24 protein-coding genes and 1 tRNA gene are annotated in these 21,199 nt (G+C 63.1%); 15 read left to right on the top strand and 10 right to left on the bottom strand.

Annotation, left to right across the window (positions count from 1 at the left end):
* Nucleotides 1–29: 29 nt before the first annotated feature.
* The 3 genes from NQE15_RS00375 to NQE15_RS00365 all read left to right on the top strand — a co-directional run bounded on the left by NQE15_RS00375 (nucleotide 30) and on the right by NQE15_RS00365 (nucleotide 2,702).
* Complete coding sequence (locus NQE15_RS00375) at nucleotides 30–1,643, top strand: methyl-accepting chemotaxis protein (RefSeq protein WP_265945533.1); 1,614 nt, start codon at nucleotides 30–32, stop codon at nucleotides 1,641–1,643.
* A gap of 112 nt (nucleotides 1,644–1,755) precedes the next feature.
* A complete protein-coding gene (locus NQE15_RS00370; protein WP_265945531.1) occupies nucleotides 1,756–2,337 on the top strand; it encodes a DJ-1/PfpI family protein in 582 nt (193 codons plus the stop codon).
* 53 nt (nucleotides 2,338–2,390) lie between these two features.
* Nucleotides 2,391–2,702 carry a ribbon-helix-helix domain-containing protein gene (locus NQE15_RS00365; protein WP_265945529.1) on the top strand — a complete coding sequence of 104 codons (312 nt, stop codon included), beginning with the start codon at nucleotides 2,391–2,393 and terminating at the stop codon, nucleotides 2,700–2,702.
* A 2-nt stretch (nucleotides 2,703–2,704) separates the two neighbouring features.
* Here NQE15_RS00365 and NQE15_RS00360 read toward each other — a convergent pair whose 3' ends face one another.
* Complete coding sequence (locus NQE15_RS00360) at nucleotides 2,705–3,880, bottom strand: M20 aminoacylase family protein (RefSeq protein ID WP_265945527.1); 1,176 nt, start codon at nucleotides 3,878–3,880, stop codon at nucleotides 2,705–2,707.
* 71 nt (nucleotides 3,881–3,951) lie between these two features.
* On the opposite strand from NQE15_RS00360, the gene rapZ reads away from it, so the two are divergent.
* The 5 genes from rapZ to NQE15_RS00335 are packed head-to-tail and all read left to right on the top strand — an operon-like array spanning nucleotide 3,952 to nucleotide 6,918.
* Entirely contained in the window at nucleotides 3,952–4,797 is an 846-nt protein-coding gene (gene rapZ / locus NQE15_RS00355; RefSeq protein WP_265945525.1) for an RNase adapter RapZ, read from the top strand.
* Nucleotides 4,797–5,171 carry a NusG domain II-containing protein gene (locus NQE15_RS00350; RefSeq protein WP_265945523.1) on the top strand — a complete coding sequence of 125 codons (375 nt, stop codon included), beginning with the start codon at nucleotides 4,797–4,799 and terminating at the stop codon, nucleotides 5,169–5,171. Before rapZ ends, NQE15_RS00350 begins: the two co-directional genes overlap by 1 nt.
* On the top strand, nucleotides 5,152–5,688 hold the full coding sequence (locus tag NQE15_RS00345) for a Gx transporter family protein (RefSeq protein ID WP_265945521.1): 537 nt from the start codon (nucleotides 5,152–5,154) through the stop codon (nucleotides 5,686–5,688). Before NQE15_RS00350 ends, NQE15_RS00345 begins: the two co-directional genes overlap by 20 nt.
* Nucleotides 5,681–6,286 (top strand): flavin prenyltransferase UbiX, encoded by a 606-nt coding sequence (locus NQE15_RS00340; RefSeq protein WP_265945519.1) that lies wholly within the window; start codon nucleotides 5,681–5,683, stop codon nucleotides 6,284–6,286. The genes NQE15_RS00345 and NQE15_RS00340 overlap by 8 nt, the downstream gene beginning before the upstream one ends.
* On the top strand, nucleotides 6,286–6,918 hold the full coding sequence (locus tag NQE15_RS00335; RefSeq protein ID WP_265945517.1) for an LON peptidase substrate-binding domain-containing protein: 633 nt from the start codon (nucleotides 6,286–6,288) through the stop codon (nucleotides 6,916–6,918). Before NQE15_RS00340 ends, NQE15_RS00335 begins: the two co-directional genes overlap by 1 nt.
* Before the next feature lie 33 nt (nucleotides 6,919–6,951).
* Here the strand turns inward: NQE15_RS00335 and NQE15_RS00330 are convergent, their stop codons facing one another.
* The 4 genes from NQE15_RS00330 to NQE15_RS00315 form a co-directional block, all read right to left on the bottom strand.
* The gene (locus tag NQE15_RS00330) at nucleotides 6,952–7,392 is read right to left on the bottom strand and encodes a cyclic nucleotide-binding/CBS domain-containing protein (RefSeq protein WP_265945515.1); all 441 of its coding nucleotides are present in this window, start codon (nucleotides 7,390–7,392) and stop codon (nucleotides 6,952–6,954) included.
* A gap of 243 nt (nucleotides 7,393–7,635) precedes the next feature.
* Nucleotides 7,636–9,831: a catalase/peroxidase HPI gene (gene katG, locus NQE15_RS00325; protein ID WP_265945513.1), complete on the bottom strand. Its 2,196-nt coding sequence runs from the start codon at nucleotides 9,829–9,831 to the stop codon at nucleotides 7,636–7,638.
* Between the two features lie 171 nt (nucleotides 9,832–10,002).
* Nucleotides 10,003–10,076, bottom strand: a tRNA-Gly gene (locus NQE15_RS00320).
* Nucleotides 10,077–10,120: 44 nt separating this feature from the next.
* Complete coding sequence (locus NQE15_RS00315) at nucleotides 10,121–10,621, bottom strand: flavin reductase family protein (RefSeq protein WP_265945511.1); 501 nt, start codon at nucleotides 10,619–10,621, stop codon at nucleotides 10,121–10,123.
* 81 nt (nucleotides 10,622–10,702) lie between these two features.
* Between NQE15_RS00315 and mutY the strand changes: the two genes are divergently transcribed.
* Nucleotides 10,703–11,734 carry an A/G-specific adenine glycosylase gene (mutY, locus tag NQE15_RS00310; RefSeq protein WP_265945509.1) on the top strand — a complete coding sequence of 344 codons (1,032 nt, stop codon included), beginning with the start codon at nucleotides 10,703–10,705 and terminating at the stop codon, nucleotides 11,732–11,734.
* Here mutY and NQE15_RS00305 read toward each other — a convergent pair.
* From NQE15_RS00305 to NQE15_RS23730, 5 genes are read right to left on the bottom strand one after another with little or no spacing between them, the layout of a single operon-like run.
* Nucleotides 11,706–12,926: an HD-GYP domain-containing protein gene (locus NQE15_RS00305; protein ID WP_265945507.1), complete on the bottom strand. Its 1,221-nt coding sequence runs from the start codon at nucleotides 12,924–12,926 to the stop codon at nucleotides 11,706–11,708. The genes mutY and NQE15_RS00305 overlap by 29 nt on opposite strands.
* 15 nt (nucleotides 12,927–12,941) lie before the next feature.
* Entirely contained in the window at nucleotides 12,942–13,526 is a 585-nt protein-coding gene (locus NQE15_RS00300; RefSeq protein ID WP_265945505.1) for a hypothetical protein, read from the bottom strand.
* Nucleotides 13,511–13,894, bottom strand: coding sequence for a hypothetical protein (locus NQE15_RS23740; protein ID WP_323054931.1), 384 nt, complete (start codon nucleotides 13,892–13,894; stop codon nucleotides 13,511–13,513). The genes NQE15_RS00300 and NQE15_RS23740 overlap by 16 nt, the downstream gene beginning before the upstream one ends.
* Entirely contained in the window at nucleotides 13,813–14,178 is a 366-nt protein-coding gene (locus tag NQE15_RS23735; protein WP_323054930.1) for an HD-GYP domain-containing protein, read from the bottom strand. The genes NQE15_RS23740 and NQE15_RS23735 overlap by 82 nt, the downstream gene beginning before the upstream one ends.
* The gene (locus NQE15_RS23730) at nucleotides 14,175–14,714 is read right to left on the bottom strand and encodes a DUF3391 domain-containing protein (RefSeq protein ID WP_323054929.1); all 540 of its coding nucleotides are present in this window, start codon (nucleotides 14,712–14,714) and stop codon (nucleotides 14,175–14,177) included. The genes NQE15_RS23735 and NQE15_RS23730 overlap by 4 nt, the downstream gene beginning before the upstream one ends.
* A 64-nt stretch (nucleotides 14,715–14,778) precedes the next feature.
* On the opposite strand from NQE15_RS23730, the gene NQE15_RS00290 reads away from it, so the two are divergent.
* The 6 genes from NQE15_RS00290 (at nucleotide 14,779) to NQE15_RS00265 (ending at nucleotide 21,160) form a co-directional block, all read left to right on the top strand.
* Nucleotides 14,779–16,686 (top strand): ATP-binding cassette domain-containing protein, encoded by a 1,908-nt coding sequence (locus tag NQE15_RS00290; RefSeq protein WP_265945503.1) that lies wholly within the window; start codon nucleotides 14,779–14,781, stop codon nucleotides 16,684–16,686.
* Between the two features lie 231 nt (nucleotides 16,687–16,917).
* Nucleotides 16,918–17,664, top strand: a complete 747-nt coding sequence (locus NQE15_RS00285) for a hypothetical protein (protein ID WP_265945501.1) — start codon at nucleotides 16,918–16,920, stop codon at nucleotides 17,662–17,664.
* Between the two features lie 84 nt (nucleotides 17,665–17,748).
* Complete coding sequence (thrH, locus tag NQE15_RS00280) at nucleotides 17,749–18,360, top strand: bifunctional phosphoserine phosphatase/homoserine phosphotransferase ThrH (protein WP_265945499.1); 612 nt, start codon at nucleotides 17,749–17,751, stop codon at nucleotides 18,358–18,360.
* Between the two features lie 10 nt (nucleotides 18,361–18,370).
* Complete coding sequence (purU, locus tag NQE15_RS00275) at nucleotides 18,371–19,234, top strand: formyltetrahydrofolate deformylase (protein WP_265945497.1); 864 nt, start codon at nucleotides 18,371–18,373, stop codon at nucleotides 19,232–19,234.
* A 3-nt stretch (nucleotides 19,235–19,237) separates the two neighbouring features.
* Nucleotides 19,238–19,780: a hydrolase gene (locus NQE15_RS00270; RefSeq protein WP_265945495.1), complete on the top strand. Its 543-nt coding sequence runs from the start codon at nucleotides 19,238–19,240 to the stop codon at nucleotides 19,778–19,780.
* Nucleotides 19,781–19,882: 102 nt separating this feature from the next.
* Entirely contained in the window at nucleotides 19,883–21,160 is a 1,278-nt protein-coding gene (locus tag NQE15_RS00265; RefSeq protein WP_265945493.1) for a diguanylate cyclase, read from the top strand.
* Nucleotides 21,161–21,199 lie beyond the last annotated feature (39 nt).

Raw genomic sequence — 21,199 nt, 5'->3', positions numbered from 1 at the left:
GAAACTCTAATTTACCGGGGAGTTTCATCATGAGTTTCCGCAATCGGCTACTCGTCGGGATGGCTCTGATCATGGCCGCCTTCATCGCCGCCATCGGCGTTTCCTATAGCGGTCTACGCGCCACCTCAGCGCAATTCGGCGCCTTCCTCGACGGGGTTGGCGCCCTCAACAATAACTATGGCGACATGTACGCCCAAGGCCTGCAGATGGGCCAGGCCCTGCGCAACATCGTGCTCGACCCGGCCAATCCCAAGGCTTACCAGAACCTCGACAAGGCCCGCCAGGACTTCACCGCGGCCCACGATGCAGCCGTCGCCACGAGCGCCCGGGTGGAAGGCTTCACCAGCACGACCGGTCGCCTGAAAACGCTGGCCGCGGCTCAGGCCGAGGCTCAGAGCGCGGTGATGGCTGCCCTCAAGGCGGGCCAGCTCGACGAGGCCAAGGCGCTGATCAACAAAAGCGAAACGCCGGCCTGGCGTGCCTTGAAGCAAGCCCTGCTCGACGATCTTGCCGCCCTGCACAAAATTACCGACACCCAACGCAGCGCAGTGTCCAGCCAGGTCGAAGAACTGCAGGGCATCATCCTGGCACTGGCCGTGCTCGCCGTCCTGATCGGCATCGCCAGTGCGGCGACCACGCTCGGCTACGTTCGCCGCGAGCTCGGCGGCGAACCGGCCTACGCCCGCCAGGTGGCCAATGCCGTGGCGATCGGCGACCTGACTCAGCCGATCACGCTGGGCCGGGGCGATAGCAGCAGCCTGCTCGCCGCGCTGGCGACCATGCAGGAGCAGTTGCGACAATTGGTCAGCACCCTAGCCGGCCATGCCCGCGATGTCGAACAGACAGCGCATCAGGTCGCCGCGGCAACGGACCAGGTCGCCACGGGCAGTCGCCAGCAACTGGCACGTGCGGACGATATGGTCGGCAACGTGCACGGTCTGGCCGCCAGTTTGCGCGATGTGATGACGTCAGTCAGCGAAGCCACACGGATCGTCGAGGACTCGAGCTGCCTCTCGGGCAACGGCGCCGCGCTGGCCAGCAAGGCCGCCGCCGAGACCGAGGCGATGGCCGGCTCGGTACGGACGACCGCCAGCCATATTCAGCAACTCGGGACGCAGTCGGCGCAGATCAATTCCATTCTCGGAGTCATTTCCGACATCGCCGGGCAAACCAACCTGCTGGCGCTCAACGCCGCGATCGAAGCCGCCCGGGCGGGCGAACAGGGCCGCGGCTTTGCCGTGGTCGCCGACGAAGTGCGCAAGCTGGCCGAACGGACGAGCCAATCGACCGCCGAAATTTCGGCTATGGTCGAAAGCATCCAGTCCGGCACCCAGCGTGCCGTCGCCGGCATGGAGTCGGGATTGCGTCAAGTCAGCGAAAGCGTCGCCCTGTCGAATCAGGCGCGCGACGCCTTCAACCGGATGAATGACAGCTCGCTGCAGGTCAACCAGGTGGTACAGCAGATTGCCCAAGCGATCAGTATCGAGAACGCCAACGAGCGCGCCATCCAGTCCCATGTCGAGGAGGTCCGCAATCTGATCGAGCACAATGATCGGGCCATGCAGGATGTCATCGGCTCGGCCGGCCGCCTCAATTCGACCTCGGCGGCGCTGACCCAGGCGATCGCCCGTTTCAAGCTGTAAGGCGCAAACCGCCCGGTGTTGCAAACGCTTTGGCGTAGCACCGGGCTGCTACCCGCTCGCCCGGCGATGCGACCAGAATGAGCTCTCCACACCCATACGCGAGGAGACCAAGATGGCTGCCAAGAAGATTCTGATGCTGACCGGCGACTACACCGAGGACTACGAGACCATGGTGCCCTTCCAGGCGCTGCTCATGGTCGGCCATACGGTGCATGCCGTCTGCCCCGGCAAGAAGGCCGGCGAGCAAGTACGCACGGCAATCCATGATTTCGAGGGCGACCAGACCTATTCGGAAAAGCCCGGCCACAATTTCACGCTGAATGCGAGTTTCGACGACATCGAGGTCTCGTCCTATGACGCCCTGGTCATCCCCGGCGGTCGCGCCCCCGAGTATCTGCGCCTCAACCCCAAGGTGATCGCGGCGGTGCAGCACTTCGTCAGCACCAACAAACCGATTGCCGCCATCTGCCATGGCGCCCAGATCCTGAGCGCCGCCGGCGTGCTGCGCAGCCGCTCGTGCAGCGCTTACCCGGCCTGCGGCCCGGAAGTCACCGCCGCCGGTGGCCGCTATGCGGAAATCCCGGTCGACCAGGCCCATGTCGACGGCAATCTGGTCACTGCCCCTGCCTGGCCGGCGCATCCGGACTGGCTGGCCAAGTTCCTGAAGGTCTTGGGAACCCGCATCGAAGCCTGATGTCGGATCTGGGCGGCGGGCCACTGCCGCCCCCCCACCCCTGGGAGAAATCCATGTGCGAAATTTACGTCAAGGCCGACCCCATCCTCTACGAGTCGCGTTCGCGCTCGCTGCGCATCCACGGCTGCGTCACCAAGATTCGCCTGGAAAACCTGTTCTGGGACATCCTGGCCGAACTGGCGGCGGCCGATGGCTACACGACCAATCAAGTGATCGCCAAGCTCTACGACGAGCTGCTCGAGTATCGCGGCGAAATCGACAATTTCGCCTCCTTCCTGCGCGTCTCCTGCCTGCGCTACCTGACCCTGAAGAAAGGCGTCGGTGAGCGGCCGGTGCTCACCGTCGTCGGCCAGGCTGCCGGGTAATCTCAGCCCTTGGGCAACGCCCGCTGCACTAACCGTACCCAATAGCTGACGCCCAGAGGTAGCAGTTCGTCGTTGAAATCGTAGTGCGGGTTATGCAGCGTACAGCCGCCGGTGCCCGGTCCGTTGCCAAGCCAGACGTAGCAGCCGGGTTTTTCCTTGAGCATGTAGGCGAAGTCCTCGGCGCCCATCGACGGCAGAATGTCAGTAAGCACTCGCTCACTCCCAAATACCGATTCGGCAACGCTTTGGCAAAAAGCCGCCTCGGCTGCGCTGTTGACGGTCGGCGGATAGCGATGGTCGAAATGAACGCTGATCTGCGCCCCGTTGGCCGCCGCAATGCCGCTGCACAGGCGTTCGATGGCCCGCTCGACGCCTTCCTGGACTTCCGGCTTGAAGCTGCGGATCGTGCCGCGCAGTACAACTTCCTCGGGAATGATGTTCCAGGCCTCGCCGGCATGGAACTGGGTGACGCTGACCACCGCCGACTCGCAGGGGTGCAGCGTGCGGCTGACCACCGTCTGTAGCGCCTGCACCAGTTGCGCCCCGGCGACGATCGAATCGACGCCCTGGTGAGGCATCGCGGCATGACAACCATGGCCGCGCACGAAGATTTCGAAGGCGCAGGTACCGGCCATCACCGGCCCCGGCATGACCGCCATTTCGCCGACCGGAATGCCCGGCCAGTTGTGCAGACCGAACACGGCCTCGACCGGGAAACGGTCGAACAACCCATCCTCGATCATCACCGCGGCGCCGCCTTCCGACTCCTCGGCCGGCTGGAAAATGAAGACGGCGGTGCCGTCGAAATCGGGATTGCTCGCCAGATAGCGCGCCGCGCCAAGCAGCATGGCGGTGTGGCCGTCGTGACCGCAGGCGTGCATCTTGCCGGTGTAGCGCGAGTGATGTGGAAACTCGTTCATTTCGGCTAGCGGCAAGGCATCCATATCGGCGCGCAGGCCGATCATCTTTTGCGAAGTGCCAGCGCGCAGCACCCCGACGACGCCGGTCTTGGCAATACCGCGATGAACTTCCAGACCATAGGCCTCGAGTTCGCGGGCTACCGTTTCGGCCGTGCGGTTCTCATCGAAGGCCAGTTCCGGGTGGGCATGAATGTCGCGACGTTGCGCGGTCAATTCGGCGAGAAAAGGCAAATCAAGCAGGGGAAGGGTCGGGGGCATGGTCGTCTCCTTGTTTGTTTCCATTATGCCGCGGCTTGCCGGGGGGCGCCGCCTTGATTATGCTGCACCGCATGGAACTCATCCTGATCAGCGGCCTCTCCGGCTCGGGCAAATCGGTCGCCCTCAACCTACTTGAGGACGCCGGATATTATTGTGTCGACAATCTGCCGGTGGTGATGCTGACCGTGCTCGTCCGCATGCTCAAGGAGGAAGATACCCGCAAGGTGGCGGTTGCCATCGACGCCCGCTCCGGGCACGGCATCGAACTGCTGCCGGACAAGCTGACCAAGCTGACCGCAGACGGGGTCCGCCCGACCTTCCTGTTCCTCCACTCCCATGAGGAAACGCTGCTCAAGCGCTATTCCGAATCGCGCCGCCGCCATCCGCTGACCAAGCCTGGGCAATCGCTGGAAGAGGCGATCCGCAGCGAACGGGAGCTGCTCGAACCGATCTCCGGCCTCGGCCACCGCATCGACACCAGCGGCATGAAGGCCAACGCGCTGCGCGAATGGGTGCGCCAGTTCATCGAGGCCGAACCCGGCCAGGGTCTGACCCTGATGTTCGAGTCCTTCGGCTTCAAGCACGGCCTGCCGCTCGATGCCGACCTGGTCTTCGACGTCCGCTGCCTGCCCAACCCGCACTACGATACTGAGCTGCGGCCGCTGACCGGCAAGGACCAGCCGGTGATCGCCTTTCTCGAGGCGGAAGCCGAAGTCCTCCGGATGCGCGACGACATCAGCCGTTTCGTGGCGAACTGGCTGCCCTGCTATATCCGCGACAACCGCAATTACCTGACCGTCGCCATCGGTTGTACCGGTGGCCAGCATCGCTCGGTCTACCTGGCCGAATGGCTGGCCCGCGAATTCGCCGACCGGGCGCGCGTCCTGGTTCGCCACCGGACGCTGGCCGGCGGCTGATGCACTGGCTGGCCCTGCTCCGGCCCGGTGACTGGCTGGTCATTCTCGCTTCTGCCGCCCTGGTCGGCGTCAGCGTGCCACTATTCTGGCAGGGTGGCATGGCCGACCGCGCCATCATCCGCCAGGAGGGGAAGGTGTTCGCCGAAGTCGATTTGCGCACCAAACAGAAATTCGAAGTCAGCGGGCCGCTCGGCACCACGCTAATCGCCGTCGAGCCCGGCCGCGCCCGGGTGGTCAGCGACCCCGGTCCACGCCAGTATTGCGTGCGCCAGGGCTGGCTGATGCGCCCCGGCGAAATCGCCATCTGCGCGCCGAATCGCGTCAGCGTCCAGATCACCGGACGCACCCGGGTCTATGACTCAATCAGTTACTGAACTCACGGTCACCGCCGAAGACCGTCGTGTCGCCTGGCTGGCGACCGCCGCCGTCGGGCTGTCGCTGGTCGACGCGGCGATTCCTTCGCCGCTGCCCGGCGTCAAGCCGGGGCTGGCCAATATCGTCACCCTGGTCGTCCTGACCCGTTACGGCTGGGGCACGGCGGTCTGGGTCAGCGTCTTGCGCGTGCTGGCCGGCAGCCTGCTGCTCGGCTTCTTCCTCGCCCCCGGCTTCTTCCTATCACTGACCGGGACCACGCTCAGCCTGCTCACCCTCGGGCTGGCCCGCCATCTGCCAGCCCGCTGGTTCGGCCCGGTCAGCCTCTCCATCCTCGCCGCCTTCGCCCATATCGGCGGGCAGATCCTGCTCGCCCGAGTCTGGCTGATCCCGCATAACGGCGTCTTCCTGCTGATTCCGGTCTTCGCCGGAGCAGCCCTGGTCTTCGGCACCATCAACGGCCTGATCGCGGCTAAACTGCTGGCTGAACCCGTGTCATCGGATACGCCCCATGCATAAGACGATCTGCCTCGCCCTTACCGGTGCTTCCGGCATGCCCTACGGCCTGCGCCTGCTGGAATGCCTGCTCGCTGCGGGCTGTCGGGTGCAGTTGCTCTACTCGCAGGCCTCACAGGTTGTGGCGCGGCAAGAGATGGGCCTCGAACTGCCGTCGCGGCCGGCCGAGGCCAAAGCTGCCCTGCTCGCCCGCCTGCCGTCGGCGACGCCGGAAAATCTGACGGTGTTCGGCCGCGAGGAGTGGTTTGCGCCGGTCGCCTCGGGTTCCAACCCGCCCGATGCGATGATCGTCTGCCCGTGCTCGATGGGCACCCTGGCCGCGATCGCCCAGGGCCTGGCCGACAACCTGATCGAACGTGCCGCCGATGTCGTGCTCAAGGAAGGCCGCAAGCTGGTGCTGGTTCCACGTGAAACGCCGTTTTCGGCCATCCACCTGGAAAACATGCTGCGCCTCTCAAGGGCCGGCGCCGTGATCCTGCCGCCCAGCCCGGGTTTCTATCATCACCCGCAGACGGTGCAGGACATCGTCGATTTCGTCGTCGCCCGGGTGCTCGACCAGATCGGGGTCGAACACACGCTGATGCAGCGCTGGGGGGAATAATGGGTTGGTTCGATTTCGTCCGCTCGCCGGCCGGCGCCACTGTCGATACGCTGCGCATCCCGATCTTTCCGCTCAATGCAGTGCTCTTTCCCGGTGGCCTGTTGCCTCTGAAGATTTTCGAGCAGCGCTATCTCGACATGGCTGCCGCCTGCATGAAGGAAAACACCCCTTTCGGCATCTGCCTGATCGCCAGCGGCAACGAAACCGGCAGCGCCGCCGAACCGCACCCGCTCGGCACGCTGGCCACCATCGCCAACTGGGAAATGGAACAACTGGGCATATTGATGATCACCGCCCAGGGCGGGCGGCGCTTCCGCATCATCGATTCGGCGATCGGCCCGGACAATCTGCGCGAAGGCACCGTGGAACTGCTCCCCGAAACCCTATCTGCAGCCCTGCCGGCCGAACGCGAGCGCCTCCTGCCGCTGCTCCGGCGCATCGTTGGTGACCTGGGTAGCGAACGCATCCCCGAACCGCATCGCTACGACGATGCGGAATGGGTCGGCTACCGGATCACCGAAGTCCTGCCCATCCAGAATCTGGCCAAGCAGAAGCTGCTGGAACTGGAAGACCCGCTGGCCCGGCTGGAACTGCTGGAAAAGTTCCTCGACCAGCGGAAACTGCTCGGCTGAGGCGGGGCCGGCGTACCGGCCCCACCTAGAACATCAGAGAATTTCAGTCAGCGTCTCGCGCTGCTCAAGTTCGTGGCCGAAATCGGCCAATTCCAGCCCGAGCGCATCACGCGAAGAAATTACGCCGATCGGCCGGCCGCTCGGATCAAGCACCGGCAGATGCCGGAAGCCGCCTTCAAACATCAGATGCAGGGCATGACCAAACAGCTTGTCCGGACCGATCGCCTGCGGATCGGCCGTCATTACCGAGCCGACTGTCGTCGTATTGGCGTCCAGACCTTCGGCCAGGACCTTGAAGGCGAGATCGCGTTCGGTGCAAATACCGACCAGCTTGCCACCTGGCTGATCGACCACCAGTACGGCACCGAGGTGCATTTCCTTCATGTGCGCGGCCACGGCGCGAACGCTCTTTTCCGGGGTTGAGGTCAGAAATTCGCGTTTCTCTATAACCTTGATTACGGCTCGATTGAGCATGGCTGTCTCCTTATGGTTGATATTCAAAAGTAGAGACCGACAATGCCTGGCAAAAGTTTCACGACTGGTGGCGCGAATTGCACCGCTCAATTGGCGGGTCCGTCAGAGTACTGTTTCAATACCAAACATATCCAGTCCCAGCCAGCCGCCATCAAGAATCGCACAAACTCCACCTGGCCCGGGACAACCCGATCCCAGGTAGAGACTGCGCGCTAGAGGACTCTTGAAACCTGTCCGCGAAGATCAGGTAAGGTCGAAGCGATCAAGGTTCATCACCTTGTTCCAAGCCGCCACGAAGTCACGCACAAACATCGGCTGCGCGTCGCTACAGGCATAAACCTCAGCCACAGCTCGGAGTTGGGAGTTCGAACCAAAGGTGAGATCAACCTTGCTGCCGGTCCACTTGATTTCACCGGTTGTCCGATCCCGCCCTTCGAAAACACCTTCCGAGGTGGCCGACTTCTGCCACTTGGTGTTCATTTCAAGGAGATTCACGAAGAAATCATTGGTCAGCGTCTCCGGGCACTTGGTGAACACGCCGTGGGCGGAATGATCGAAGTTTGCATTCAGGGCGCGCAGGCCACCGATCAGCACTGTCATCTCGGGCGCGGTCAGCGTCAGCAACTGAGCCTGGTCCACCAACAACTCGGCCACCTCTCCCTCCAGCCCCGGGCGGACGTAGTTGCGGAACCCATCGGCGGCAGGCTCGAGCACGGCGAACGAATTCACATCGGTCTGCTCCTGCGAAGCATCCGTGCGCCCCGGCGCAAAAGGAACCGTCACGCCGTGCCCGGCCTTCCTGGCGGCTGCCTCGACGGCAGCGCAGCCAGCCAGAACGATCAGGTCGGCCAGCGAAATCTTCTTGCCGCCAACCTGAACGCCGTTGAAGTCCTTCTGGATTGCTTCCAGCTTCTGAAGAACCGTGGCCAGTTCGGCCGGCTGGTTGACTAGCCAATCCTTCTGCGGCGCCAGGCGAATACGCGCACCATTGGCCCCGCCGCGCTTGTCGCTGCCGCGGAAGGTGGATGCCGATGCCCAGGCAGTGGTCACCAGCTGGGCAATGGACAGACCGGAGGCGAGTATCTGTGCCTTCAAGGCGGCGATGTCCGGCTCATCGACCAAGGCGTGATCGGCCGCCGGAACCGGGTCCTGCCATATCAATGGTTCGGCTGGAACGAGCGGGCCGAGATAACGCGACAGCGGGCCCATGTCGCGATGCGTCAGCTTGAACCAGGCGCGGGCGAAGGCATCCGCGAACTGATCAGGATTCTCGTGAAAGCGCCGGGCAATCTTTTCGTAGTCCGGGTCAAAACGCAGGGCCAGGTCGGTGGTCAGCATCGACGGTGCGTGACGCTTCGACGGATCGTGGGCATCCGGCACCGTACCTGCGCCCATGCCATGCTTCGGCGTCCACTGGTGCGCCCCTGCCGGGCTCTTCGTCAGTTCCCATTCGTAGCCGAACAGGTTCCAGAAGAAGTTGTTGCTCCACTTCGTCGGAGTCGTGGTCCAGGTCACTTCCAGGCCGCTGGTGATCGTGTCCCCGCCCTTGCCGGTGCCAAAGCTGCTCGTCCAGCCCAGGCCCTGTTCCTCGATGCCGGCCGCTTCCGGCTCGACCCCGACATGTTTCGCATCGCCAGCGCCATGGGTCTTGCCGAAGGTGTGGCCGCCGGCAATAAGGGCCACCGTCTCTTCGTCGTTCATCGCCATGCGGGCGAAGGTCTCGCGAATATCCCGCGCCGCCGCCAGCGGGTCCGGGTTGCCATTGGGACCTTCCGGATTGACGTAAATCAGGCCCATCTGCACGGCACCGAGCGGATTTTCGAGATCGCGGTCGCCGCTGTAGCGCTGGTCATCCAGCCATTTGCTCTCGGAACCCCAGTAGATGTCTTCGTCCGGCTCCCAAGTGTCCTGGCGCCCGCCGGCGAAACCGAAGGTCTTGAAGCCCATCGATTCCAGCGCGACATTGCCAGTGAGGATCATCAGGTCGGCCCAGGATATTTTGCGGCCATACTTCTGCTTGATCGGCCACAGCAGCCGGCGTGCCTTATCGAGATTACAGTTGTCCGGCCAGCTGTTGAGCGGAGCAAAGCGCTGATTGCCGGTCCCGGCGCCGCCGCGACCGTCGCTGATGCGGTAGGTGCCAGCGCTGTGCCAGGCCATGCGAATGAAAAACGGTCCGTAGTGACCGAAGTCGGCGGGCCACCAGTCCTGCGAATCAGTCATCAAGGCCTGGAGGTCTTTGACGACGGCATCCAGATCGAGGCTCTTGAACTCCTCGGCGTAATTGAACGCCTCACCCATCGGGTCGGACTTGGCCGAGTGCTGGTGCAAAATGTTCAACTTCAGTTGATTGGGCCACCAGTCGGCGTTCGACGGGGCGCCGGCTACCGCGTGTTTGCGAACATCGCCCGCGAACGGGCACTTTGATTCGGTAGACATGTTTATCTCCTCTGCCTGTTGGTGATTGCCTGTACGGTCCAGTGTAGGTATTGGCCACCAATCAATCCAATAGCATTTGGCAATCCGTCCCATAGTCCGGCAAGCGCCCAAAGAAAAAGCCTGCCAACAAATTGGCAGGCTTTACTCGACTGGCGTCCCGTAGAGGGAGAGTGGAGCGGGCGATGAGAATCGAACTCACGGCTCTAGCTTGGGAAGCTAGGGTATTACCATTATACGACGCCCGCTCTGGGCAAGAAGGCTGCCATTCTAAGCGCACTCGGCGCCGGGTTCAATCTTCCTGAACGTCAGCCAGCTTCCGGTATTGGCCGGCGTGGAAAAGCAGCGGCGCCAGGGCCACGGTTTCGGTGAAATTCTCGACCCGACCGATAAAAATGGTGTGATCACCACCAGCGTGCGCCGCTTCATTGGCGACTTCGAAGGTGGCGCAGCAATTGGGGAAGACTGGGGCGCCACCAATCCCCTTTTGCCAGGGCAGACCGGCAAAGCGGTCGGTCGGCCAGGTGGCGAAACGGTTGGAGAGATCCTTCTGCTCAACCGAAAGGATGTTGATTGCGTGATGGCTGGCGTGGCGGAAGGCTTCGAGGTTGTGCGAACCGTTGTCGAGGCACCAGAGAACTAGGGCCGGCTCGAGCGAGACGGCAGAGAAGGCATTGACGGTCAGGCCGATCGGGTTCCCGTCCGGATCGATGGCCGTGACGATGGCGATGCCGGTGGCGAAGCGGCCAAGGGCATTGCGGAAAGCGCGGCTGTCGATTTGAGGTTGGGTCATCGGTGGCGATTGGGCTGGGGCCGGCGGAAAAAGGCCGTATTATCCGTGCTCCCGCAGCCCGCGTCGAGGCAGAATTTGGCAATGCCCCTCACCTTCACCAATCGTCTGATTGCCTGGCAAAAGCGCGCCGGGCGCCACGACCTGCCCTGGCAGAAGACCCGCGACCCTTACCGGATCTGGCTTTCCGAGATCATGTTGCAGCAGACGCAGGTCAGCACGGTGATTCCGTATTACCAGCGCTTCCTGGCCAGCTTTCCCGATGTGCAGGCCCTGGCTGCCGCCCCCATCGAAGCCGTGATCGAGCACTGGGCCGGCCTCGGCTATTACGCCCGGGCCCGCAATCTGCATCGCTGCGCGCAACGGGTTGCTGCCGAGTTCGCTGGCGAATTCCCGCAGTCGGCCGAACAACTGGCCGAACTGCCCGGCATCGGCCGCTCGACCGCGGCGGCGATTGCCGCCTTCGCCTTTGGTCAGCGCGCCGCGATCCTCGACGGCAACGTCAAGCGCGTACTCTGCCGGCAGTTTGGCGTCGAAGGCTTCCCCGGTCAGGCCGCCATCCACAACCAGCTCTGGGAACTGGCCGAGCGCCTGCTGCCCGCCGGTGACATCGAAGCCTATACTCAGGGCCTGATGGATCTCGGTGCGACGCTGTGCGGTCGGAGCCGGCCCCGGTGCGCCGACTGTCCGGTTGCGGCCGACTGCATCGCCCGCCGCGACGGGCGGCAGGGCGAGTTGCCGACGGCCCGCCCGCGGCCAGCCGTGCCGGAGCGCACGGCGAGCTTTGCCCTGATCGTCGACGATGGGCGCCTGCTGCTGGAACGCCGGCCGCCGAGCGGACTGTGGGGCGGCTTGCTGGTGCCGCCGGAAGGCGAAGTCGAAGGGACTCTGCAGCGCCTCGGCCTGAATTTAATTGCTCAGCGCCCACTACCGCCCTTGAAACATGCTTTCACGCATTTTCGGCTGACCCTGCACCCCGTGCTGTGCGAAGTGGAAAGGTCGCTCACGGTCGGCGAACCGGGTCTGGAATGGATAGCACTGGAGCGGGCCGCCGATGCCGGCGTACCGGCGCCGATCAGGAAACTGATCAGGCAGGTTGCCAACTCAAGGGATTGAGGCCCCAGCGCTCGAAGGTCTCGGCGCGGACGATCTGCCCGTAGTGATTGCCGACTTTCCGCGCCAGGTCCACTTCGATCGGGGTGACATACTGACGACGGCCAGCATGGAAGATCACCCGTACCACCGGGCGCAGAAGGTCGTCGTGATGCACCTCCTCGACCACCGCCAGATGTCCGCTTTCAAGCAGGACCAGCGTCCCGACCGGGTAGATGCCGATGGTGCGGACGAAGGCGGCGATCAGCGCCGGGTCGAACTGGGTCCCGCCCTGATCGTAAAGCTGACGCAGGGCGAGCGCCGGCGAGATGGCCGGCCGGTAGGGGCGGTCGGACGTCATCGCATCGTAGGTATCGACGATCGCCGCCATCCGGCCGACCACTGAGATCGCATCGCCGGCCATCCGGTAGGGATAGCCGCAGCCGTTATAGCGCTCGTGATGCTCGAGGACGACGGCGATCGAAGTTTCGGGAAGCCGGGCGGTCGCCTCGAGCACCGCCAGTCCTTCCTCGACATGGCTCTGCACAACCGAGTATTCGGCCTGGGAGAGCATCCCCGGCTTGGTGATCAGCTTGGCATCGAGCGCCGACTGGCCAATGTCCTTGACCATGGTGCCGAGCGCCATCTTTTCCAGTTCCGGCAACGCCATCCCCTGCTGCTGGCCGAAAGCGATGATCAGCGCCGCCGTCGCCACGGCGTGTTCGGTGGCGTAGCTCTCGGCCTGCTTGAGACGGGCCAGCGGGGCCAGCGCGTCCGGATTGCGGATCACCGATTCGATCATCTTCGCGACGACCGGTTCAAGACGGGCGGCATCGACACTACGGCCGCTGCGCGCCGCCAGCATCAGGTCGGTGACCGTGCCATTGGCCTCGACGATCAGGCGCCCGGAACGCCGCCTTTCCTCGCCGAGCGAGACGGTCAGCGGCTTGGCCTTGAGCCGCTCGGCCAGCGAAACGTACTTGCGTTCAGGCTCGATGACCGGGGCCAACGGTGCGGGCGGCGCCGGCGGCAAATCAAGCCCCTTCTCGGTGTCAATGCTGACTTCGACGATCCCTTCCTCGAGCAGCCGGCTGACCTGGGTGTCATCCCGGACCGCAAATTTCTGCCGCCAGATCGAATGCTCCAGCCAGTGCTTGTGCAGATCCACGACATACATGCCGGGAATCAATTGGTGGATGGAAATCTTGCGGATCACCCGGGCGCTCCTGGGCTACTTTCCCGCAGCGTCCGCGGCGGGCCGCTCGGCCTTGCGCATCTTTTCGGCGACCCGAGCCGCGTGATCGGCCTGCTTCTTGCGCTGCTTTTCTTCTTCGGCGGCCTTGCGCCGGACACCTTCTTCGGCCTTGGTCGCCTTGGCGGCGCGGGCCGCAGCTTCTTCGGCCGCCCCCGCCTGGAGTGCCGTAGCCGTTTCGGTTTCTCTCACCTGAAGATCGGCTTCGTGCTGGCGCTCCGCCTCGGCCCGGCGCTTGTCCTTCTCGGCCAACTGCTCCTTCCTGACCTCACGCTCCTGCGCCTTGCCCTGATTTTCGAGGCGCCTCACCTCGCGCATCGCGGCCATGTGTTCGCTGCGTGCCTCGTCCAGACAGGCGTTGACGCGAAATTTCTTGAAACATCCGGACTTCTTCTGGTCCAGCCGTTCGTCGGCTTCGACCTGGCGTCCCCGGGCCTCGGCCTGGAGCGCTGCCGCGTCATCCAGCCGCTGCTGCCAATCGGCTTGCTGATCGGGACTGCTTCCGCCATCCGCTGCCAGTACCGAGCAACTGATGACGAGCATGGCGATCAGGCGGGCAACCATTGATAGGGATCGATTTTCCATTTTTCGTAATTCTCGAAGCTGGCGATGCGGTCCTGCACCTTGGAGAGATCGACGATCTCCGGCGGAATGTAATGCAGTTTGCCGGCATGATAGAAAATGCGCACCATCGGTTCGAGCAGGCTTTTTTCGTTTTGTTCGATCACGACGCCAATCCGCTTGCTATCGAGCTGGACCAGGGTGCCGGTTGGGTAGATGCCGACCGCACGGATGAAGGCCTGGACCAGTTGCGGATCGAAGTGGTGGCTGCTCCATTCGAGCAGCTTCTTCAGCGCCTGAGTCGGCGACATTCCCTTGTGATAGACCCGGTCCGAGGAAATGGCATCGTAGACATCGACGATGGCAGCCATCTGTCCGTAGAGCGAAATCCCGCCCCGGCCAGCTTGCCCGGATAGCCGGTGCCGTCGAAACGTTCGTGGTGCTCGCTGGTGACCTGCATGGCCGTTTCGCCGACGCCAGGCGTCTGGCGCAGCAGGGCGACGCCCTGCGCGACGTGCGACTTTATGTGTTCGAATTCGTCGTCGCTGAGCTTGGCCGGCTTGTTGAGGATGGCATCGGCCACCCGCGCCTTGCCGACATCGTGCAGCAACCCACCGAGGGCAATCTCCTTGATGACTTCCCGGGGCAGCTTCATGCCCGGCCGAAGGCGACCAACAGCGCACAGACACTGACCGAATGCTCGAAGGTGTAATCGTCGTGGTTCTTCAAACGAGCCAGCGGCAGCAGCGCATCCTGGTTGCGGAAGATGGAGTCGACCATGTGCTCGACCAGCGGTTCGACACGATCGATCTCGATCTGCTGACCGAGCCGGATATCGTCCATCATATGGCGGACGATCTTGTTGGCTTCGCCATGCAGCCGGCGCGCACGAGCTGCTTCGTCCTTTAACTCGCTGACGACCGGCTTTTCCGGCTGCTTGCGGGCAATGTCCTGTAGCCGGCGCTCGAGATCGGCATTAACCTCGCGCTCAGTCGGCGCCTCGCGGACATCGGCCCCCTTGGCGGTGTCGATATACAACTCGCGAATGCCAATACTGACAATCTTGTCGACAGTCGCCTGATCCCGCACGCGGAAGGCGTTGTAGATGAAGGGGTGATCCATCCAGCCGCAATTCAGATCATGGATGTACATGCCCGGCTTGAGCTGGTCGGTGCGAATCTGCTTGATCATGGCGACTATGCGTGGCGAATTTGACCGATTCTAGCGCATCACGACCGCTATAATCCGAGCCCTCATGATCGCCCTCCGCCAAGTCACCTTCGCCCGCGCCGGCCGCCCCCTGGTCATCGACGCCTCCGTTCAACTGCACCCCGGCTGGAAGGTCGGTGTCGTCGGCGCCAACGGCTGCGGCAAGTCCAGCCTGTTCGCCCTGCTCGCCAACGAATTGCACGCCGAATCCGGCGATGTCGAAATCCCGGCCAGCTGGCACATCGCCCGCGTCACCCAGGAAACGCCGGCCCTGCCCGATGCCGCGCTGGAGTTCGTACTCGACGGCGACGTCGAGCTGCGCCGGGTCGAACGCGAATTGGCCGCTGCCGAAGCACGTGGCGACGGCGTCGCGATCGGTCATCTGCATGCCCGCTACGGCGAAATCGAAGGTTATTCGGCCAAGGCCCGCGCCGCCGAAGTCCTACACGGCCTCGGCTTCAAGGATGCCGATTTCGCCCGTCCGGTCGCCGACTTCTCCGGCGGCTGGCGGGTCCGCCTCAACCTGGCCCGCGCCCTGTCATGCCGTGCCGACCTGCTGCTGCTCGACGAGCCGACCAACCACCTCGACCTCGACGCCGTCTTCTGGCTGGAAAGCTGGCTCAAGAACACGCCGGCGACCCTGCTGCTGATTTCGCACGACCGCGACTTTCTCGATGCCGTGGTCGGCCAGATCATCTCGATCGACCTCCAGCGCCTGTCCCTGACCAGTGGCGGCTATTCCGACTACGAACGAGCCCGCGCCGCCCGCCTGGCCAACCAGCAGTCGGCCTTCGAAGCCCAGCAGCGCGAAATTGCCCACCTCAACAGCTTCGTCGAACGCTTCCGCGCCAAGGCCACCAAGGCCCGCCAGGCGCAAAGCCGGATCAAGACGCTGGAGCGCATGGAAATGGTCGCCGCCGCCCACGTCGATTCACCTTTCCATTTCAGCTTCCGCCAGCCAAACGCCCTGCCCGATCCGCTGCTGAGCATCGAAAGAGCCTCGGCCGGCTATGCCGACCGCAAGATTCTCGACAATGTCTCGCTGACCCTGCGACCCGGCTGCCGCATCGGCCTGCTCGGCCGCAACGGCGCCGGCAAATCGACGCTGATCAAGTTGCTGGCCGGCACCATCGCCCAGCAAGGCGGCGAGCGCAAGGAAGCCAAGGCGCTGAATATCGGCTATTTCGCCCAGCACCAGCTCGAACAGCTGCGCCCGGACGAATCGCCGCTGCAGCATCTGGTCCGCCTCGAACCGACCACACCGGAACAGGAATTGCGCGACTATATCGGCGGCTTCGACTTCCGCGGCGACATGGCGACGCGCGCCATCGAACCCTTCTCCGGCGGCGAGAAATCGCGCCTGGCCCTGGCCCTGCTGATCCGTACCAAGCCCAACCTGCTGCTGCTCGACGAGCCAACCAACCACCTCGACCTCGAAATGCGCGAAGCCCTGACCTTCGCCATGCAGGATTTCGAAGGCGGCATGGTCTTCGTCTCGCACGACCGCCACCTGCTACGCACCTGCGCCGACGAACTGCTGCTGGTGGCCGACGGCAAGGCCAGCGAATTCGACGGCGACCTCGACGACTACGCCGCCTGGCTGGCCAGCCAGCGCAATGCCGAGAAAGCGGCCGAACCGGAAGTCGCGGCCGAAAAGACCGAACGTCTGCAACAACGCGCCGATGCCAAGGCCAACCGGCAGGCTTTGTTGGCGCAACGCCGGCCGCTGGTCAAGGAAATCGAGCAGTTGGAACGCAAGCTGGCCAAGTGGAATGAGGAAAAGGCGGCTTTGGATGCTTTGTTCGCCGATCCGGAGTTCTACACGACGGTTGACCGGATGAAGAGCGAGGAACTGCATCGTCAGGCCGGGCTGCTCGGCGAGCAGATCGATGAGGCGGAGATGCGCTGGTTGGAAGTACATGAGGCGCTGGAAGCGTTGCCGGCCGCAGACTGATTGCTGGCTACCGGCCAGGCCATTTCCCGCATCGCTGACCGCCGGGCCACTCCCTTTGTATTTTCCATCGGTTGACCTCGAACCGCCACTCCGGAAACACTTGCCGATGTGCCACCTTCCCCCGTCCTCTTCATGACCTCAGACGCTCCGAACCAGACTCCGGATTCAAGTGCGCTCCGGCGAGCAACTGACGCTGCAGCGCTGAAATTCAAGGAATCCGACATAGCGTCGATGGCCCGCCACCGGGCGGCACTTGCCGATGGCGAAGTTGAAACCATTGATATGGATGGCGCGCTCCCCGGCGGCCATGTGGATGATACCCATGCCCATGCTGCGGCCAGCGGCCCGGCCAGCCCCCCGTTGACGGCGGAACAAAGGAAAATACGGCTGCAGGTGGTGACCTTCAAACACTCGCTTGAGGGCTTTGAAGTTACCGACCCATTGTCCCGGGTCGGCATCTCGGACATCAAGCGCGGCGATGTCATCGCCATCGAAACCATCGTCGGTCAGCTCTATTTGCAGATCATCGACCGGATCAAGGGCGTGCGCAAAGATACCGGCGAAATCCTCTGCGAATGCCATTACGACCTTCACGAGCAAAACATCCCGAAACACGCGGCCAGCATTCAGCTGCCCATTTGCAGCAAGAACTTCATCATCACCAATCCGGACGGCAGCACCCGCCTCGCCAGCCGAAAACTGAAAATGAGCACGGACGCGGAGCTTCCCCTCCATGTCAGCAATCTTCTCGATGAGCGCTTTTTCGGCAGCCTGGCGATCCATGCCAGTCCGCAACCCGACAAGCTACGGCCGATCGATCTGGCACGCTGGTTCATCCGCATGGCGCTCAGGTTCAAAGCGCTGATCGACGAGCACAACCGATTGGAGCGTGAAAAGCAGGCGCGAAAAGAAGAACAACGCCAGCAGAAAAAGGCCGCTCGACAACAAGCGATCGAGGCCAAGAAAAACAAACGCTAGACATCTGGCCATTCCGCTCAGCCGAACCCCACCCCGCATCAGGTAAAATCCCTTTTTTCCGAACACGCCCGCTGGAGCCCAACCGTGCAAATCGTCTGCCTTGACCTCGAAGGGGTCCTCGTCCCCGAAATCTGGATCGAATTCTCCAAGCGCACGGGTATTCCCGAGCTGATGCGCACGACGCGCGATGAACCGGATTACGACAAGCTGATGACTTATCGCCTGGACATCCTGCGCCAGCACAAGCTCGGCCTGCCGGACATCCAGAAGGTGATTGGCGAGATGGGTCCGATGCCAGGCGCCCGCGCCTTCCTCGACAAGCTGCGCGAGGATTATCAGGTGATCATCCTGTCCGACACCTTCTACGAATTCGCCCACCCGCTGATGCGCCAGCTCGGCTGGCCGACACTGTTCTGCCATTCGCTGGAGGACGACGCCGAGGGCATGCTGGTCGCCTACCACCTGCGCATGCCGGACCAGAAGCGCGAGGCGGTCAAGCGCTTCAAGGAACTGAATTTCAAGATCGTCGCCGCCGGCGATTCGTACAACGATACCGCGATGCTCGGCGAAGCGCATGGCGGCATCCTGTTCCACCCGCCGGAAAACGTCATCCGCGAATTCCCGCAGTATCCGGTCGTGCTCAATTACGACGACCTGCGCAGCGAGATCGACAAGGCATTCGTCAAGGCCGCCTGAGTCAAAGCCCATGCATAGCGACCGTTTCTACACGCTCTCAGCCTCCTGTCCCGATCAGGTCGGGATCATTGCCAAGGTATCCGGTTTCATTGCCGGCAATGGCGGCTGGATTCTCGAATCGAGTTTCCATTCGGACGTGCTGACCAGTCGCTATTTCATGCGCATCGAGATCAAGGCCGATTCGCTACCTTTCCTGCTCGCCGAATTCCGCGAACGCTTCCGCACGGAAGTCGCCGAGCCGCTGTCGATGACCTGGCAGATCAACGACAGCGCGGTCAAGAAGCGCGTCGTGGTGCTGGTATCCAAGCAGGAGCACTGCCTCTACGACCTGCTGGCGCGCTGGCAGGCCAGGGAACTCGACATCGAGATTCCCTGCGTCATTTCCAACCACGACACCTTCCGCGGTTTCGTCGAGTGGCACGGCATCCCCTTCCACCATGTGCCGGTTACTGCCGACAACAAGGCCGGGGCCTACGCCGAGATCCAGCGCATTTTCGACGACGTGCGCGGCGATTCGATGGTGCTCGCCCGCTACATGCAGGTGCTGTCGCCGGCGCTGTGCGACGCGCTGGCCGGCAAGATCATCAATATCCACCATTCTTTCCTGCCCAGCTTCGCCGGCGCCAAGCCTTACCACCAGGCCTACACGCGCGGCGTCAAGCTGATCGGTGCGACCTGCCACTATGTGACCAGCGAGCTCGATGCCGGGCCGATCATCGAGCAGGACGTGATCCGCATCGACCATTCGGACTCGCCGGAAGACATGGTGCGCTACGGCAAGGACATCGAGAAGACCGTGCTCGCCCGCGGCCTGCGCTACCACCTGGAAGACCGGGTGCTGGTCCATGGCAACAAGACCGTGGTTTTCCGCTAAGCCATGCTGATCCGCCGTAACGAGTCGCTGTTGCTAGTGGTCGATGTCCAGGCCAAGCTGGCGCCGGCCATCTTCGAGCGAGAAGCGGCGGTGGCCAACACTGTCCGCCTGCTAACCGCGGCAGGTCTGCTCGGCGTTCCGAGTTTCGCCTCGGAACAGTACGTACGCGGCCTCGGTTCGAGCCTGCCAGAAATCCGTAGCGCCGGAAGCACGGCCCGTTTCTTCGAGAAAATGCATTTCTCCTGTACCGGCGAACCCGGGGTGGTCGACATGCTGCGCGCCACCGGCCGTCGGCAGATCGTCCTGACCGGCATGGAAGCCCATGTCTGCGTCCTACAAACCGCCTTCGGGCTGATCGACGCCGGCTTTACCGTTTTCCTGGTGGCCGACGCCGCTTCGTCGCGTTCGCCGGAGAATCGCTCGGCAGCAATCGAGCGGATGCGGGCCGGCGGCGCCCGCATCGTGACCAGCGAAATGGTACTTTTCGAGTGGCTGGAAAAAGCGGGAACCGACGAGTTCCGCAGCGTTCTCCCGCTGATCAAGTAGGATCACCGGGGGGCCGGCAACCCGCGGAATAATCTGTTAGCATCGCTGCCAGCCCATCGTCCGGACCCCTCCGGTCGCCCCCATCCCAGGTGAGGTTCGCGGTTGCCCACTTCCAGACCATCCCGCCTTCTGTTTCTCGATCTGCGCAGCAGTAAGCGACTCGCGCAGCCCGGACTCCCTGGCCTGGAACCGGTCAATCCATCGGCGAACGGCGAATGTCAGGCCGCCAAGGCCGCACTGGCAGTTTTCGTCGCGGTCGACGGCGATGCTGCCTATCAGGACTGGCGGCAACGCTTTCATCCGATGTGCCCGGATGCCTTTCCGCATGTCGTCCTGCTCGATCCCTATTGTCCGGATCTGGCGCGCCGGGCGCTGAACGACGATGCCGCCGACTGCTGTGCGCTCGAGGATCTCGAACGCATGGCCTTGATTGTCGCGCGCCTCAAACGGCAATCCCGGGAAAATGCACGCGGCGATCCGGAAACCGACGAGCTGGCTTTGTCTTTCCGCCTGCAGACCACCCTCGACACGCTGCCCAGCCCAATCTTCATCAAGAACCGCGAAGGCCGCTACATAGGCTGCAACAAGGCCTTCGAGGCTTACCTCGGCCTCGCGCGCGCGCAGATCATCGGCCGCACGGTCTATGACGTTGCCCCGCACGAACTGGCCCAGGTCTATGAAAAGGCCGACCAGGAGCTGATGCAGACCGGTGGCACCCAATCTTACGAAGCCAACGTGTGCTATGCCGACGGCACGCATCACGACGTCATCTTCCACAAATCGGTTTTCCGGAACGCCGCCGGGGAAGTTGATGGCATTTCCGGCACCATGCTGGACATCAGCGAGCGCAAACGCCTGGAGCAGCAGTTGGCGGTCGCCGCATCAACCGATTTCCTGACCGGCATCTACAATCTGCGAACCTTCTACGATCTGGCGAGCCACGAATTCAAGCGTTTCGTTCGCAATGGCGGCAGCCTGTCGCTGATCGTGATCGATCTCGATTATTTCAAGGAAATCAACGACAACTTCGGGCATGCCATCGGTGACGAGGCATTGCGTCAACTGGTCAGGGCGGTCAAGGAAAACCTGCGGGACCAAGACATCTTTGCCCGGGCCGGCGGCGACGAATTCCGCATCCTGCTGCCCGGAACCCAAACGGCGGGCGCCGCGCTGGTCGCCGAACGCATCCGTAGCGCGGTCAGCCAGCTAGCGATCGACAGCCCACGCGGCAGCACGACCCTGACGATCAGCGCCGGCATCTGCTCCTGCCTGCCGGGCGACGAAAGCCTGGACGAGGTGACCAAACGCGCTGATGCAGCGCTCTACATGGCCAAGGCGGCGGGACGAAACTGCATTCATCCGCAATTCGGCGGCGAATAAAAAACGGGCACCCGAAGGTGCCCGAAGGGAGAGAGACTA

This window comes from Dechloromonas sp. A34, from assembly GCF_026261605.1.
GTDB lineage: Bacteria > Pseudomonadota > Gammaproteobacteria > Burkholderiales > Rhodocyclaceae > Azonexus.
The sequence above is the reverse complement of the archived record's forward strand: the minus strand, read 5'-3'. Positions and strand labels throughout refer to the sequence as shown.